Raw genomic sequence first — 16,860 nt, forward strand, 5'->3', positions numbered from 1 at the left:
TATCCAGTTGCGTATGTTAATAAAATGTTTAAGTTTGCTTAAATTTTTTAACAATGAAGAAATTATTACTCACCTTACTCCTACTCCTTTTTCCCTTATTGATTACTGCGAAATCATACAAAGGCACTGTTTATTACAAAAATGATAATCGAGCCGTTCAGCTCGAAATTGAGATGCCCTTAAAAGTAAATGCGAAGAAACTCAAAGTTCGAATCAACGGCAAAAAAGAGAGTCTAGACGCTAGTACCTTAGCTTACATGGATATTTACATCAATAATGGTCAAAAAAAGATTTCATTTAAACGTGGAAAAATCTCTCACTTTAAAAAAAATGGTGAAATCCGCAAAAGGCAAAATGTAGATGTTTGGTCTATGATAACAGATGTACGAGAAAATATTATTGTTTCTGCTGCGGGACTAATGTATGATGTCAAAAAGAAAAAAGGCGAAGAATATATCCTCATCATTTTTGATCCGATAAGTCAAGGTTTTTACTTAAGTAAGCAAAATTCTGATATTCTTGTGAATACAGATCCTTATTTTGATGAATCCTTTGAATCTAAAATTGGCGGGGCAAAAGAACTATTATTTCCTGAATGTGAAAACATCATGGATCTTTTTGCAGAAGCTCAAAAATCAGAAAAAAAATCCAATCGACTCCAGGTATTACTGGATACATATGAAACATGCTTAACAAACCAATAAATTTTAATGAAATCAAAATTACACCTTACCTTTCTTTTCTTATTCTTTTCTTGCTATACAGCAAATGCACAATTTTATGGCAATGGTTTGTATTGCTACGATTGTGATTTCGGAATTGAAGTTGGAGGAACGCTTTCCAATATTAATGGATTAGAGGCTAGTGAGAAAGCCGGACTCTTCATTGCATTATACAATTCGTATGATTTTAATGATCATTGGGCGATTCGATTTGGATTGGGTTATGCCAATCTTGGTGCTAGAATAAAAGAATACAATACCAATATCGTTTTACACACGGCACTTATTGAACCGATTAGTGTACAGTATACGTTTAAACAAAAGTTCAAAACTTTTCTTGGAGCAAATCTAGGGATGACATTTTTTGGGAAAAATCCGTATAATGAGGACGAACCAGGCATGACGCTTATGCCTGAGGGCATCAAATTTTTCGACGTCAGTCTTTTTGCTGGTGGTGGATACAAATTAACAGACAATCTTGATCTTAACCTCAGATACAACCTCGGTTTGACTAATATCAACAACATGGAAGATTCAGATGCGAAGTGGAAAAACAATTGGTTGTCACTGAGTGTTGCTTATACGTTTAGATAAATTACAGTTTACTTTATACTTTGAAGCAGCCCATAGATTGAGGCTGCTTTTTTTGTTTACCACTCCTCTATTCTTAGCATCTGACGTGTGGTGGTCTACAATTAATTCAATATATTTGAGTTCATCTGCAAGTATCTGATGCCATGAAAAACAAGTTATCGCTGACCTTTATCCTTTTGCTTGTCGCTCCTTTTATATGGGCGCAAAAATTCAATACGACCAAAGCTGATGAATACATACAGCGCATTACCACGCATCAAAGAGGCATCGGTTCGGTGGCGATCTATAAAAACAACAAGGTTATTTATACCCGAGATTTTGGTCATGCGTTAGTTGGAGAGGAGAATCAAACTCCACATCTATACCGCATTGGCTCCATTACGAAGATGTTCACCGCAGTTTTAATTTATCAACTAATTGATGAAGGAAAACTCAAACTAGAGGATCGCGTTGCTTCTTACTTTCCTGAATTAAACATTCCTAATTTATTTACACTCAAAATCAGTGATTTACTCAGTCACACGAGTGGGTTGGATGATTATACGTGTAAAGATGACGATTTCTATTGGTTGAAAGAATTGCAAACCCAAGAAGATATCATCGATAATATCATTCAACAAGGAACGCCTCATTATGGTGTGAAAAAAAAGAATTTTTTCTTTTCTAACACAGGATACTATTTACTTGCGCGTATTGTAGAACAAAAGCGCAACCTAAGCTATGATGAAGCCGTCAAGAAATATATCATTCAAAAGATTCAGTTAAGAAACACCTATACCGCCAGTGATGTATTGCCCTATCCAGTACAATCCTATCAATTGTTTGACCAATGGGAAGTGATGGAGGAAATGCAGTTTAAAAACACCAATGGAGTCAATGATTTAATAGCTTCCATTGATGATTTAGCGCGATTTAATCAAGCGTTATTTAGTCATAAATTAATTTCTAAAAATAGCTTAGCAAGTATGAAACCCGTTCCATATAAGGAAAAATATGGCAGGGGAATGATGTATTACCTCTATAAAAAGAAGAATTTCATCGGACATACTGGTGGTACTTTCGGTTCCTTCTCTTTGCTTTACTATAATGAAGCTGAAAAATTAACCGTTGTTTATGCGATTAACGGCGCCGCCTTTTCGCACTATCAGTTGTTCGACGCACTACTAGCCATACTCTATAATAAAAAATATACGTTACCTCAATTTGAGACTATTCCTGTTACAGACGAACAATTGCAACCCTATGTAGGAACTTATCGTCAACCTCAATTGGATTTGACCATTGAATTTGTCATTGAAAAGAATAAATTGTTTTTAAAACCATCGGGTTGTAATCGCTATGCCCTACTAGATGCTATTGGAGAAAACACCTTTCGATCACCAGAGGGAACGGTTACGTACAGTTTCAATCCAGCCAATAAACAAGTGATTGTACAACAATTAAAAGCAAACTTTGTGCTGAATAAAATAGAAACGGAATAGCTTGAACTATTCCGCTTCTATTTTTTATCGCTGGAGAATTACAAACTCCGAACGCCTATTTTGTTGATTTTCTTCGTCTGTACAAGTTTTACACATCACTTTGGGCTCACTACTTCCCATGCCTTTTGTTTCTATTCGTTGTGCATCGATACCTTGATCGTATAAATACTGAGCTGTTGCATCAGCTCTGGCCTGCGACAACTTTTTGTTGTATTTCGCTTTTCCTACCTGATCCGTATGAGCCACAATGAGAATACGCATCGTTTGATGTTCTCGCATAAAAGCTACCAAACGATCTAACTCGCGCGCTCCTACAGTTGTAATGGTCGCCTGATCAAACCCAAAAGGAATGTCATTTAATACAATTTTATTGTCTTGGATTTGAGGTTGTACTTGTTTTCTCAAGAGAATCGGCTGTGCATTTGTCTCCACTTTCTTGCTTTTCCCTTCCTCTTCCTTATAAAAATACCCTTCTTTTTCAACTTTTACCACATAGGCCTTATCACAAGGAACCTCAATGGTGAATCGCCCTTGAATATCCGTCTGTACTTGAGCCAAAACTTGACGTGAAACATCGACAAAAGTCAGCTGAACTCCTGCTAAAACTTCTTTCGTTTCTCCGTCTTGAACTACACCGCGTACTTGAGTTCCACAAATTGGCTTCACGCGATAAATATCTTGTCTTCCGATGCGATTCGTCGAAAGAAAACCATATTCTCGCTGACTATTGTATACCCAGTTAAAATCATCTTTAGGGGTATTGATTCCCTCTCCTAAATTCTGTGGTTTTGCTTTTGGATCATTTAAATCTAATGCATAAATATCCAATCCTCCATAACCTCCCCAACGATCTGACGTAAAATAAAGGGTGTTGTCCTCACTAATAAAAGGGTAATCCTCATCATATCCTGTATTGATGCGATCACCAAGATGCTCTGGTTCACCAAAGGTCTTGCCATCCTCCTCAACAGATACCCTCCAAAGATCTAATCCACCAATACTACCCGATTGATTAGAAGCAAAATACAGGTAATCTCCTTTGGCTGTTATAAACGGATGAGTATACGTAAATCCTGCTTGTACAAAAGGCAATACCTTGATCTTTTTCCATTTCTTTCCCTTTCGCTCTGCCCAAAATAAGCTCATCATCCCTTGGCGTTGTTTCACCGCTTTGTTTTTTCTAAACTTGCGATGGCGATAACTTTCTGAAGTGAAATAAATTAACTTATTAGAGGGGTGCATCACCGCTTGCCCATCCATAAAACGACGATTGATACGCCCGCGTAATAAACTATGTTCATATACTGGTTCGTCTTTGGACTTAATGGTTGTTTGATAAATCCCCGTATTAGGAAAAGCAGTTCCCTTTTCTCGTACCTCAAATAATCGACGAATCCACTTCTGGTTGTATTTCGTTCGATTCGACACAAATAATAGCGTATCTGTCGTAGACCAAGAGACACTGTGATCCGCATAAAAAGAATCATTTATTCCGGATTCTTCAACAAAATAGGCTGGAGGATTTGCACCAGCGATAGGATATTCCTTTGCATGTTGTAAAAAATAATGTGTACGTGCATCTTCTGGAGCGCCATTTGCAAACTTTCGCATGGCTGCTTCTGCGGCTTCGTATCGTCCATTTTGTGTCAAATTATAGGCCAATCGATAATAGTATTCTACATTCAAAGCAGGATCTTGTTCTAATGCTTTCGCATAATATTGGGCAGCCTGAACAGCAAGTCCTAGCTCATCATAACATAAAGCCAACTGCTGATAAATATAGGTAGGTGTATGGCGCCCTCTCAGCAAACGCGTATATTCATCTTTCGCTTTGACGTACGTGGTTTGTGCAAAATACTTATCTGCCTTTTTTAAACTGGGTTTTCGCTTTCCTTGAGCCGTTACAGCTAAAATAAAAAATAAAAACACGATTGCTTTTCTCATCTTAAAATCCTTTCACTTTGATTCAATACTACTAACGCCTAGGATTCTTTGAGATTGCAAGGTTTTACACAGTTTAATAGCGAATTAACACGCTAGACTTCCTTCATTTTGAATAAAGCAACAATTGTCTCTTTTTCTTATAATTCCTTTAATTTTTCATCCAAACTCAAGACAATTTTTTCCCTTGATGTTTTTCTTTTTGATTTCAATAAAGAAAAAAGCCATTTACTGTTGAAAATTAAATTTTTATAGGTTCACCAAACAACTAAAAATACCAAATAAGAAAGGAATCAAATGCTTCCTATTTTAAAACGTTAAAAACCTAGTATTTACAAAATCTATTTGTAATTTTAATACATCGTAAATCAGATTTACTATCAAGTAAATCTCTCAGCAACTAAATAGAATGAAAAAATATGTTTTGGCTTTTGCATTACTTGCAATTAGCCCATCAATTGTAAAAGCTAACGAATACCTAAAACAAACAACAACCATGAAAGAAACTGCAAAAAACCAACAAACGATTTACCAATTCAAGGTAAAAGATTTGTATGGAAATGATTTTGACTTTGCCTCATTAAAAGGAAAAAAAATAATGATTGTCAACACAGCTTCTGAATGCGGCTTAACCCCTCAGTATGAGCAATTGCAAAGCTTATATGAAGAATTTGGAGGAGATAATTTTGTCATTATTGGATTTCCAGCGAATAACTTTGGCAATCAAGAGCCTGGATCTAATGCGGAAATTGCAACTTTTTGTAAAGCGAATTTTGGTGTGACTTTTCCTATGATGGAAAAAATATCAGTAAAAGGAGAAGATATGGCCCCCATCTATCAATTCTTAACAGAGAAAAAAAAGAATGGATTTGCTGACAGTACAGTAGAATGGAATTTTCAAAAGTATTTACTAGATGAAAAAGGCCATGTGGTACAAGTAATCAATCCGAGAATCCTACCTAATGATGCTGAAATCAAGGAATGGATTAAAAAGAAATAAGCTAGAATAAGGAGGCCATAGTAATTTTATTCGTAATTTTATCTTTTTGAAATTACTATGGTTTACCCTACTATACCGCTTGCGCAAAGCATTATTGAACTTTGTAAAGCAAAAAAACTAACAAACGTTATTATATCACCAGGATCTCGTAATGCCCCTTTAACAATTGGGTTTACCAATGATCCTTTTTTTACTTGTTATAGTATTGCAGATGAACGCTGTGCCGCCTTTTTTGGTATGGGACTTGCACAACAAACGCGCATACCAACGCTGCTTGTTTGTACTTCAGGTTCTGCTTTATTAAACTATTATCCCGCAGTGGCAGAAGCCTTTTACAGTCAAATTCCCTTGATTGTTTTATCTGCAGATAGACCCCTCAACAAAATTGATATTGGAGATGGACAAACGATACGACAACAAAATGTGTATCAAAACCATATTTTATATAGCGCTAATTTAACAGAGGACGCAAATCCATCCAACGATCACCTCATCAATACAGCCATTAATACAGCGATTGCCAATCAAGGGCCTGTGCATATCAATGCTCCCTTTGAGGAACCGCTATACCAAACAACAGCGCAACTAAGCGTAAATCCAATCGTTGAAGAACTAGTATCCCTTTCTTTACCTGTTGTTGATTACGAATACTATACCCAACAATGGAACAAGGCAACTAAAAAACTGATTCTAGTAGGTAGCCTTGCGCCCCATACGCTAACGGAGCAAGTTATTGAAAAACTAACCGCTGATGGCTCTACTTTAGTTTTAGCAGAGACCATTAGCAATATTCAAGCACCTGGTGTAATTAATGCAATTGATCGTTTGGTTATTCCGATGAATGAAGAAGCCTTACAACACTTACAACCTGATATTCTATTGACGTTTGGCGGCATGGTAGTCAGCAAAAAAATTAAGCAATTCTTGCGCCAATATACTCCTAAGCAGCATTGGCATGTGGATACGCTTCGTCATTATGACACGTATGATTGCTTGACTGATCGTATCTTTACGGATGCTCCATCTTTTCTAAATCAACTAACAGCACATACTCAGCCTATTTCCTCAACTTATAGTGCCTGGGCCAATGCTATTATGATGACACGTGATACTCAGCATAAACAAATCCTGCAAAATGCTATTTTCTCGGATTTTACCGTTCTTGATTATATCGTTCGTCAATTACCTAAACAAAGTCAAATACAAGTGAGTAACAGTGCGGTTATTCGCTATATTCAGCTATTACCGGTCGATTCGAGTATTGAAGTATTTTGTAACAGAGGAACAAGTGGTATTGACGGTTGTACCTCAACAGCCATTGGAGCTTCCATTGGATCGGGAAAATCAACAGTACTGTTAACAGGAGATATTAGCTTCTTTTATGACAGCAATGCCTTATGGAATGCTTATGTTCCCAAAGACTTTAAAATTGTCCTCATCAACAATGGAGGCGGTGGAATTTTTAGAACGCTACCTGGGCATCAAGAAAATGAGGTCTTCAATACGTATTTTGAAACGATGCATCAGCATACGGCTCAACATCTAGCAGCCATGTATGATTGGGCTTATTTTCAGGCCGATACTGCTGAAGCTTTATCTACACAAACACAAGCCTTTTTTAGCTTGTCAGATAAACCCGCTATTCTCGAAGTAAACACCCCTACCTTCCTGAATGATGAAGTATTTAAAAAATATTATCGCAATATGTAATTTTTTTTACACTATCTCTTTTATTTTTAGTAACTTGTAGGGAACAAAAAAAAATAAAATTATGAGTAAAAGAGCTGAACTAATTGAAAAATACGCGGCAGATTTAAAAGACAAATGCGGTGTAAAACCTAACATGGAGTTATTAGAAAAAGTAACTATCGGTTGTGGACCTTCGATTTACAATCAAGATTCATCTACTGTAGCAAGTTCGTCTGAGAAAGAAATGGCAACTGTTCGCACTAATTTTCTAATTAAAAAACTAGGATTAAAGGACGATGCTAAATTAGATGAAGGATTGAAAAAAGTAGTAGATCAATACGGTGCATCTAATAAACACAAATATAGAGCAGTATTATATTATTTATTAACGGTTCACTTTAAAAAAGAGTCTGTGTATTTAAAATAAGAAAAAAAAGCATAAAAAAGAGCGATGGAATCCATCGCTCTTTTTGGTTGTTTGTTGTTCCTATCGAGCTAAAACGCTTGTTTTAGATTTGATGCACTATTTTTCCTTTAGTAAAAACAGCTGCTCTTTGAGGAGTACGTGCTACTGCCTCTGCCGAACAAGATGCTTCAACCAAAATAAAGCTCGCTTCATCCCCTACTGAAGGCCACACTTGCTTCCCTTCTTCATTTAAAGGTAAAAGTTGATCTTTGGTTGCAATACGCAACGCTCTTGATAGCGACAATTCATCTCGCCATCCATATAATTCTGCCGTCAACTTGGCTTTTTCTAACATATCACAAGATCCAAAAGGAGACCAATGATCAATAATACTATCCGTTCCGGTCATTAAGGGAACATGATGCTTGTAAAAAGCAGGAATAGGCATATTCAATTTGCCAATGGGAACCGTTGAAATAACTCCAATTCCAGCTTCTGCCAACTGTATACACATCGCTTCTGTTTCCTTTGCATCCAATTGTCCTAAGGCAAATCCATGACTAATAAATGTCTTTCCTTGAAGCGCCTTATTCTCCTTTACTGTAGCAATCATATACTCAATAGCGGGTAAACCCGTAGCACGGCCTTCATGTAAATGAATATCAACTCCTATGTTGTGATCCAAAGCAATTTGAAACATCACATCGAGTGATTTCTTCATATCTCCATCTACAGAAGTCGGGTCCAATCCCCCAATATAATCGACCCCCATTTGAGCTGCTTCACGAAGCAAACCTTCTGAATCCGAATATAGAATTCCATGCTGTGGAAAAGCAACAATCTCTGCTTGAATATCATCCTTTTTATTCGCCAACGCTTTTTGTAGATTTTCTAAACTCTTCAATCCGCTAGTAGGTTCAATATTCGTCTGACAACGGGCAAAATAGGTCCCTTTACTATTCATCAACTCAATCGCTTTTTCTGCTTTTTCAGTTGAATGAACCAATAATTCTGGTAAAATACGACGCTCTAAATCAATCATATCTTTTACCGTTTTACCGCGCAGTGGCTCTGCATGCCAAGGTTCACCATAAAATGTCTTGTCAATATGAATGTGCATATCTCTCAAACCAGGCAATACTAATTTTCCTGCTGCATCAAAAACAGGTATTGTATAGGTCTTTCCTTGCACTCTTTCAATAGATATAATGTTTCCGTCTTGAATATGTAGGTCGTATAATCCTGTTTGCGTGGCTTTTACTTGTCCGTGGTCATTGTAAATAAAACCTTCCTCTAAGCGTGCATTAATCAATACAAATGTTGGAGTTGCTGCTGTCATCGGTTTTACAATCTTATCTTTCTCTTCTGCCCAAGCTGTTCCGGCAAGAAATAATCCTCCAGCTCCAGCTGTCGTTAAGTGAAGAAATTCTTTTCTATTCATCTTTTTTCTATTAATGAGCTCCTGCTGCTTCTAATAATTGAACCATTGCCGTAAATTTTCTTGCTTTTGCATGATGCAACGGCGTCTTTCCATCGTGATCCGGGATATTTACATCCACTCCCCCTTCAATCAAAGCTTTGACAATATCCACATGTACTGCTCCACCATTACTCAATACAATGGCTTCCATTAGTGCCGTCCAGCCCAAGCGATTCACGTGATTAATGGGAAAATTTGGCGTATTCACTAATAACTTCACCACTTCCAGATGTCCTTTCTCTGCAGCAGGAATTAAAGCTGTTCCATTGTAGCGGTTAAATATGGTAAAATCAGCGCCATGAGCTAACGATTTTTGAACTAGTTCTAAGTTTCCTTCTGCTCCTGCATAGAGGAAAGGACTATTTAAATTAGTGTCTTGGGTATTGACATTTGCTCCTTGATCTATAAGATACAACGCTATAGGATTGTATTTTTTATAGGTAGCTACCATCAACGGTGTTTCACCTTTGCTATTTTGAGCTTCAAGGTTTACAGTATTTGCAGCTAAAATTTCTTTTACTTTCGTTAGGTTATTGGCAGCAACGGCCTGAAACAATTCTTTTTCTATTGTAGTATTCATGGTATACGTTATTTCATTTGTGTTTGAATCAGAACAGCTAGCCATCAAATTCGTTGATAATCCAGCGGTACAAATAAGCAACAAAGAACGCATTATATGCCTCGTCATAAGCTATATAGATTTAAATTAGTAACACTACAAAGATAAAGTTACCCTATAAAATAGCTGTTGTGTTTTTACAATGCTTTATTGTAAATATTATAACTCTCTCGAAATTGACCTGGCGTTTTATGTTTCCATTTTTTGAAATAATGATTGAAATAGCCTGTATCGTGGAACCCCAATTCATAAGCAATTTCCTTGATGGATAAATCCGTAGTAATCAGCAAGCGTTCTGCTTCTAGAATCACGCGTTGTTGAATACTATGACTGGCAGATATCCCCAATATCTTCTTTACACGTATATTTAGGTAGTTGGGGGTGATATGTAATTTTTCTGCATAAAAAGCCACCTGATTCTGCGTCTTAAAATACATTTCTAATAAAACCTTAAACTCTTGTACCTTATTGTCTTTTACTTGTGCCTCTAATGCGGGATAGGTATGAAGATACTGACGTTGAATCGTTTTCAACAACAAAAAAAACTGTAAAATACTAATTTCCTGACCTATGGCATCCTCCTCAGACAATACTTGATGTAACTTCTTTAATTCTTGTTGTATTGTTGCATAACCATTAGCGGTCAAGGTCAATACAGGAGGAACATCGAGTTGAAAAAAAGGGAGGGTACTGAGTCGATCCAACACATGAAGTGTATTTGTAGAAAACATCAACTGATACCCAACTGTATCTTCCGATAATTTCCAATAATGTACTTGTTGTGGGCGAAGAAAGTGAATTTGAAAGGGCTTTACTTCCAAACGCGTAAAATCAATTTCGTGAATTCCAGTTCCCTGTTCCACAAAAAAGACAAGATAAAAATCGTGCTTATGAGGTAGTACTAAATCATTACGTCCTCTTTCTGTATGTTCAAACAAGGTAATATCCCAAGTCTCTTCTCCGATTATTTTTGATCGACTCCAAGTTTCTATGGTCTTTGTTTCTTTCATTGGACTGTACTTTTAGTCTACTTTTAATTAAGTCCTAACAAGATAAGAAAAAAAAACTCGCATCGTTAACGATGCGAGTTTTATCTAAATACTTCAATTATACTTTTTCTTTTAGCGCTACTGCTTGCTCATATAATTCTTCATACATTGGAAGAATTTCACTGATTTGAAAGCGTTTTGCTGTTTGACGAGCACCTTCTTTGAAACGACATAAAGTATCTTCGTCTTTTAAGATGGCTAAAGCATTTTTAACCATATCATCAACATCCTTCACATTGCTCAAATACCCTGATACTCCGTGTTCATTCACCTCAGGTAATCCTCCTGTATTACTAGAAATTACAGGAACTCCAACCGCCATAGCCTCCAAAGCGGCCAATCCGAAACTCTCCGTTTCTGATGGCAGTAAAAACAAATCAGAATAGCCTAAAATTTGGTTGACTTCATTACTATTTCCAAAGAAAATAATCTTGTCATAAATACCCAATTCCATTGCTAAGCGTTCTGCTTTTTCTTTTTCAGGACCATCCCCTACTAACATCAACTTTGCAGGAACCACTTGTTGAATGCCATAAAAAATCTTCACCACATCACCGATGCGTTTTACCTTTCTGAAATTGCTGATATGTGTGATGATGAATTCTCCTTTTTCTGCCATAGCGCTACGCTTACAAGGCGTCTCTGAGTAATCAATCTCTTTTACTTCAATGAAGTTAGGAATCACACAAATCTCTTTTTTACTTTGAAATAGCTCATACGTAGACTGTTTCAAAGATTCTGAAACCGAAGTAACAAAGTCTGATTTATTGATACTAAACGTTACGGCGCTTTTGTAATTCGGATGATTTCCAACCAGGGTAATATCCGTTCCATGCAAAGTAGTAATCATTGGCAAGTCAATTCCCTCCTCTTTGAGCATTTGCTTCGCCATATACCCTGCATAGGCATGTGGGATAGCATAATGAACGTGTAAGACGTCGATATTGAATAGTTTTACGATATCCACTAATTTACTTGACAGGGCCAACTCGTATGGCTGATAGTGAAATAAAGGATATTCGGGTACATTCACTTCGTGATAATAAATCTTAGGATTTAATAAAGCTAAACGAACGGGTTGACTATAGGTGATAAAATGTACTTCATGATCTCTTTTTGCTAGTTCCAAACCTAGCTCTGTAGCTACAACCCCACTTCCACCGAAAGTTGGGTAGCATACGATTGCGATTTTCATATATGAATTATTTGGTGCTTAAAGATACTTCGAATTATTTATACTCAATATAAACTTTGTCCTCAGATTTAAGCTACTCCGTTAATTTAACACAAACTTTGTATTCAATTAATGCATAATAGACTCATAAATAACTTGTTGTATATTTTCTCGAACGTTCTCTTTTGACAAGCGATTGACGTTAGAATCAGGATAAGTACGATTAGAAAGGAAAACATAAACTAAGTCATTTTCAGGATCTGCCCAAGTCATTGTTCCTGTAAATCCAGTGTGTCCAAAGCTTGTTAAAGATGCACAACCACAAGTAGGACCAGGTTTTCCTTGTTGTTGGGGTTTATCAAATCCAATACCCCTTCTATTTCCTTTTGCACAATATACACAAGCATTGAAAGCTTCAAAAGTTGCTTTAGAGAAAAAGCGTTCTTCCCCATACTCACCTTCATTCAAATACAGTTGCATCATTTTTGCCACATCTAATGCTGTACCAAAAAGTCCAGCATGACCTGCTACTCCACCTTGCATTGCAGCACCCATATCGTGTACATAACCTTGTACTGTGGTATAACGATAATAGTTATCTTCTTCTGTTGGAGGAATCTCATTGATATCAAATTTTCGCAATGGTAAATAAGTAAGACGATTCGCTCCGATACGCGTATAAAACTTAGTTTGAACCAATTGATCTAAAGGTTGGTGATACGCCGATTCAATGTATTCCTTTAGTGAAATAAACCCTAAATCACTGTATTTGTACTCGATCTTCTTCGCTAACTTCGTTTGCGCAATTTCTTCTAACATCACCTGGGTATATCCTTTTCTCAGAAATAAATTCTCACTCACCTGTGTAGGGAACTCAGAAGAATACTGCAATCGATATAAACTCATATCCGGGTGTTTGGTACTGTCTAATGTACTTTTATAAAAAGGCAACCAAGCAGGTAATCCCGATTGATGGGTCAATAAATCTTTTAACGTAATATCCTTTTTATCTGTTTTCTTAAATACAGGCACCAGATCACCTAATTTCGATTGCATGTTGATTTTTTGATCATTGTACAACTTCACTACCATAGGCAACGTAGCTAAAATTTTAGTCAATGAAGCTAAATCATATAAATCTGTATTTTTAACTGGAAAATCCGTTTTATACGTATGATAGCCGAATGACTTATTGTACACCACTTTCCCGTGACGAGCCACAAGTATTTGTGCCCCGGGCATCCATTGATTAGCAATCGCATGATTAGCGATACTATCAATCTTCGTCAATACTTTAGGATCTAATCCTTCATTTTGAGGAGTAGAAAATCCAAGGCGGTGTATTGGTTTTGTTTTGATTCCAGTACCCACATCATATTTATCTGTAATGGTTACTGGTAATTCACCTTTAGCGCCAATTGATCCAAAAAGAACCTGAGCAGCTGCTTCTTCAGCGAAGGTATTATTTTGATAACCTACAACAAGTGCTTCTAAATCTTTAATTGTAGCTTCAATTCCCGATAATGCGTATGGTTTTGCAAATGAAACTAAAACCGTACGATTGTTTTTTGCAATCGTATCTAAAAGTGCTTTTTCTTCATCAGAGAAGTTGTGATTTCTCCAAGGATTATCTACTTTATGATACCCTACAACAACTAGTGAATACGCACTAAGTCGAGTAATGTCTGAGCTCTCTACCACATCCACTGCAGCAAAATTGCGCATCATATCTAAGAAAGGCGCACTGTCATCATCCCCTAAACGAACATAAGCGATTTTCTCTTGCTCTAATTTGCGAATTGGAAGTACTTTATTGTTGTTTTTTACTAGTGTAATTGCCTCCTGATATAATCGTGTATTTAAATCGTCATATTCGGTTGCATTCAAATCTTCAACTAAGTTATTTGTATTGATAAGTAAAGGTTTATTCAATCCTACGCGATATTTATATTCTAATATCTTTTTTACAGAATAAGCCAAACGGCTTTCTGTAATCGTACCAATTGCATAAGCTTCTTTCAATTTTACCGCTGCTTTGGCTACATCTTCTGAAAACAACAACAAGTCATTTCCAGCCATAAAAGCAGCTAAATCAACTTCACCTGGAGTCAAATAAGAAGAAACACCTTTCATATTTAAGGCATCTGTAAAAATAAGTCCTTCAAACCCTAATTCCTCACGCAATAATCGAGTTACAACATTATAAGAAAGAGAACTAGGAATTGCATTATCAGGTTCATAAGCAGGCAAATTCAAATGCGCGACCATCACACTAGATAAATCGTTTTTAATCAATTTTTTATACGGATATAGCTCTACACGGTGCAAGCGCTCTTTATCCAAATCAATCAAAGGCAATTTATAATGCGAGTCACTTGAGGTATCCCCGTGACCAGGAAAATGCTTTGCTGTAGCGAAAAGTCCTTCATTTTGGTACCCACGCATAAAAGCAAGCGCTCTATCTGTTACGATTTCTCTTGTTTCACCATACGCTCTTACTCCAATAATAGGATTCAGTGGATCAATATTCACATCCACCACAGGACCAAAATTAAAATGAATGCCGATGCGTTTGGATTGTTTGGCCATAGCCTTTCCTACTTGCTCAATCAAATCTAGATCCTGTACAGCTCCCAAGGTCATATTATAAGGAAATCGATAGGTAGAATCTAAGCGCATACGCAGTCCCCATTCTCCATCTATACCCACTAGCATCGGTAATTTACTTTGTCTCTGTAAACGATTAGCAATAGCGGCTTGTCGCTGTGGTCCACCTTGGAAAAAGATTAAACCACCTACATAATTTGTATTGACTAACGCTTCTAATTCCTGTATATGCTTTTCATTTTTATTGGAATAAGCAGCAACCATAAACAGTTGTCCTATTCGTTGTTCTAATGACATGGAATTGTAAACACTATCTACCCATTGGCGCTGTTGAATTTCAGTAGGTTGTGAATTAGTTTTAGATTGTCCATAAGACAAAAAGGGCAGTAACAGCAGTGTTAACAATACTTTTTTCATATATTTTCTTAGCTTTTTTAAAAACAGAGATTGCGAAGCTTAAGGAGCTAAATCTCTATACTTGCAAACTTAGCAAATCTACTTTACTTAAAAAAGAATATTTACGAACTTTATTTTAAGATTAGCTTGCAATTTTATCAATTTTATAAAAATTCATCAATTAAAAAGCCTTAAAAAAGAGAAATAGTAAAGATATCTAACAAATAATCTCATTATTTAAAAAATTCAATACAATTTATCTCCTACTGAAGGTTATTATTCTTTTCATCCGAAATTCGAAGCCGTAATTATTTTTACGTTTTGAGGCATATCCATAAAAAAAAATCGTCAAAAATTGACGATTTTTATTTTATCTAATCCGATATGGAAGGTGTTTTTTATCTGAAAAAGCGGCTATGCCAACTTTCTTCTGCAGGTACTTCCCAATACTCGCGGTATTCTCCTAAATCATTCACTAGATTATTAAATACAATTGTATTGGCAGAAACAGCTTTTGTTTTCACCATTTGCTTGAACTCCATCACGGTTTTAAACGCAATGAACTCCCCTGTTTTATACGTCACGTTCATTTTATCCAACAAATCTACGTTGTATTTTTGTTCGATATCTTGAATTACGCGTACAGATGCATCAATAGAACAACCTGATGCAGGGTGAATATATTGGTCTACAGCTAAGATGATAAAGCGATTGTACTTAATCTCATAAGAAGCAGTAAGAGGTGTAGCATGCGCTACCCATTCTTCTGTAAATTGACTAAGTATAGCATCTATATCTTGTACTTCTTCATCGGTAAACTTTCTATTTGACTGATAAATCCAAACTCTTGAATGATCAGGCATTTCTTCAAATGGCTTAAACATAATTATAAATCTTCCGCATTTGCAATTAATTCGGCAACGTCAAGTACTTTAACTTCACCTTCTTTTTCCTTGAACTTCACACCATCCGTAAGCATGGTGTTACAGAATGGACATCCTGCAGCAATAATCTCTGCATTAGTATTTAATGCTTCCTCTGTTCTTTCTACGTGCACTTCCTTGTTTCCGTGTTCTGGTTCTTTGAACAATTGTGCTCCACCAGCACCACAACAAAAACCATTCAATCTTGAACGTTTCATTTCAACAAGTTCTGCATCTAACTTCTCAATCAACTGACGAGGTGCTTCAAAAACGCTATTGGCACGCCCTAAATAACAAGGGTCGTGAAACGTAATACGCTTTCCTTTGAAGCTTCCGCCTTCAATGGTTAATTTCCCGTCATCTAAAAGTGATTTTAAGAATTGTGTATGATGCACAACCTCGTATTTTCCTCCTAAATCTGGATATTCATTTTTCAATGTATTAAAACAGTGAGGGCAAGCTGTTACGATTTTCTTTACCTCATAGCCGTCTAATACTTGAATATTCATCATGGCTTGCATTTGAAAAGCGAATTCATTTCCCGCGCGTTTAGCAGGATCACCTGTACATCCTTCTTCTGTACCTAATACAGCGAATGATACGTTGGCTTTATTCAACAGTTTTACAAATGCTTTAGTTATCTTTTTTGCTCTATCGTCAAAACTACCTGAACAACCTACCCAAAATAAAACATCCGGTTGTTCTCCTTTTGCCATCATTTCGGCCATTGTAGGCACTACTAAATTTTCTGACATAATTTATTGGTGTCTATTTAAAAT

The 16,860-nt window shown here is 36.5% G+C and carries 14 protein-coding genes; 6 read left to right on the forward strand and 8 right to left on the reverse strand.

Features of this window, described 5'->3' with window-relative positions; all coding sequences use genetic code 11:
* The first annotated feature begins 53 nt into the window (after positions 1 to 53).
* The 3 genes from AWV75_RS04215 to AWV75_RS04225 all read left to right on the forward strand — a co-directional run bounded on the left by AWV75_RS04215 (position 54) and on the right by AWV75_RS04225 (position 2,797).
* The gene (locus tag AWV75_RS04215) at positions 54 to 704 is read left to right on the forward strand and encodes a hypothetical protein (RefSeq protein WP_060873183.1); all 651 of its coding nucleotides are present in this window, start codon (positions 54 to 56) and stop codon (positions 702 to 704) included.
* A 6-nt stretch (positions 705 to 710) separates the two neighbouring features.
* On the forward strand, positions 711 to 1,316 hold the full coding sequence (locus tag AWV75_RS04220; protein ID WP_231737993.1) for an outer membrane beta-barrel protein: 606 nt from the start codon (positions 711 to 713) through the stop codon (positions 1,314 to 1,316).
* A gap of 143 nt (positions 1,317 to 1,459) precedes the next feature.
* Complete coding sequence (locus AWV75_RS04225) at positions 1,460 to 2,797, forward strand: serine hydrolase domain-containing protein (protein ID WP_060873184.1); 1,338 nt, start codon at positions 1,460 to 1,462, stop codon at positions 2,795 to 2,797.
* 24 nt (positions 2,798 to 2,821) lie between these two features.
* Here the strand turns inward: AWV75_RS04225 and AWV75_RS04230 are convergent, their stop codons facing one another.
* On the reverse strand, positions 2,822 to 4,741 hold the full coding sequence (locus tag AWV75_RS04230; protein ID WP_060873185.1) for an OmpA family protein: 1,920 nt from the start codon (positions 4,739 to 4,741) through the stop codon (positions 2,822 to 2,824).
* 406 nt (positions 4,742 to 5,147) lie between these two features.
* Between AWV75_RS04230 and AWV75_RS04235 the strand changes: the two genes are divergently transcribed.
* From AWV75_RS04235 to AWV75_RS04245, 3 genes are all read left to right on the forward strand, one after another.
* Positions 5,148 to 5,738 carry a glutathione peroxidase gene (locus tag AWV75_RS04235; protein WP_060873186.1) on the forward strand — a complete coding sequence of 197 codons (591 nt, stop codon included), beginning with the start codon at positions 5,148 to 5,150 and terminating at the stop codon, positions 5,736 to 5,738.
* Positions 5,739 to 5,795: 57 nt separating this feature from the next.
* Positions 5,796 to 7,448, forward strand: a complete 1,653-nt coding sequence (menD, locus tag AWV75_RS04240) for a 2-succinyl-5-enolpyruvyl-6-hydroxy-3-cyclohexene-1-carboxylic-acid synthase (RefSeq protein WP_060873187.1) — start codon at positions 5,796 to 5,798, stop codon at positions 7,446 to 7,448.
* A gap of 61 nt (positions 7,449 to 7,509) precedes the next feature.
* Positions 7,510 to 7,854 carry a DUF2853 family protein gene (locus tag AWV75_RS04245; protein ID WP_002991138.1) on the forward strand — a complete coding sequence of 115 codons (345 nt, stop codon included), beginning with the start codon at positions 7,510 to 7,512 and terminating at the stop codon, positions 7,852 to 7,854.
* A gap of 82 nt (positions 7,855 to 7,936) precedes the next feature.
* Here the strand turns inward: AWV75_RS04245 and AWV75_RS04250 are convergent, their stop codons facing one another.
* The 7 genes from AWV75_RS04250 to AWV75_RS04280 all read right to left on the reverse strand — a co-directional run bounded on the left by AWV75_RS04250 (position 7,937) and on the right by AWV75_RS04280 (position 16,836).
* Positions 7,937 to 9,274, reverse strand: coding sequence for an amidohydrolase (locus AWV75_RS04250; RefSeq protein WP_060873188.1), 1,338 nt, complete (start codon positions 9,272 to 9,274; stop codon positions 7,937 to 7,939).
* A 10-nt stretch (positions 9,275 to 9,284) separates the two neighbouring features.
* Complete coding sequence (locus AWV75_RS04255) at positions 9,285 to 10,001, reverse strand: ankyrin repeat domain-containing protein (protein ID WP_060873189.1); 717 nt, start codon at positions 9,999 to 10,001, stop codon at positions 9,285 to 9,287.
* 68 nt (positions 10,002 to 10,069) lie between these two features.
* On the reverse strand, positions 10,070 to 10,942 hold the full coding sequence (locus AWV75_RS04260) for an AraC family transcriptional regulator (protein ID WP_060873190.1): 873 nt from the start codon (positions 10,940 to 10,942) through the stop codon (positions 10,070 to 10,072).
* Between the two features lie 97 nt (positions 10,943 to 11,039).
* On the reverse strand, positions 11,040 to 12,176 hold the full coding sequence (gene bshA / locus AWV75_RS04265) for an N-acetyl-alpha-D-glucosaminyl L-malate synthase BshA (protein ID WP_060873191.1): 1,137 nt from the start codon (positions 12,174 to 12,176) through the stop codon (positions 11,040 to 11,042).
* A gap of 108 nt (positions 12,177 to 12,284) precedes the next feature.
* A complete protein-coding gene (locus tag AWV75_RS04270) occupies positions 12,285 to 15,179 on the reverse strand; it encodes a glycoside hydrolase family 3 N-terminal domain-containing protein (RefSeq protein WP_060873192.1) in 2,895 nt (964 codons plus the stop codon).
* Positions 15,180 to 15,556: 377 nt separating this feature from the next.
* Positions 15,557 to 16,042: a hypothetical protein gene (locus AWV75_RS04275; RefSeq protein WP_060873193.1), complete on the reverse strand. Its 486-nt coding sequence runs from the start codon at positions 16,040 to 16,042 to the stop codon at positions 15,557 to 15,559.
* Between the two features lie 2 nt (positions 16,043 to 16,044).
* Complete coding sequence (locus AWV75_RS04280) at positions 16,045 to 16,836, reverse strand: (Fe-S)-binding protein (RefSeq protein WP_060873194.1); 792 nt, start codon at positions 16,834 to 16,836, stop codon at positions 16,045 to 16,047.
* Positions 16,837 to 16,860 lie beyond the last annotated feature (24 nt).

Origin of the sequence: Myroides odoratus, assembly GCF_001549985.1 — a bacterium.
Classification (GTDB): domain Bacteria; phylum Bacteroidota; class Bacteroidia; order Flavobacteriales; family Flavobacteriaceae; genus Flavobacterium; species Flavobacterium odoratum_A.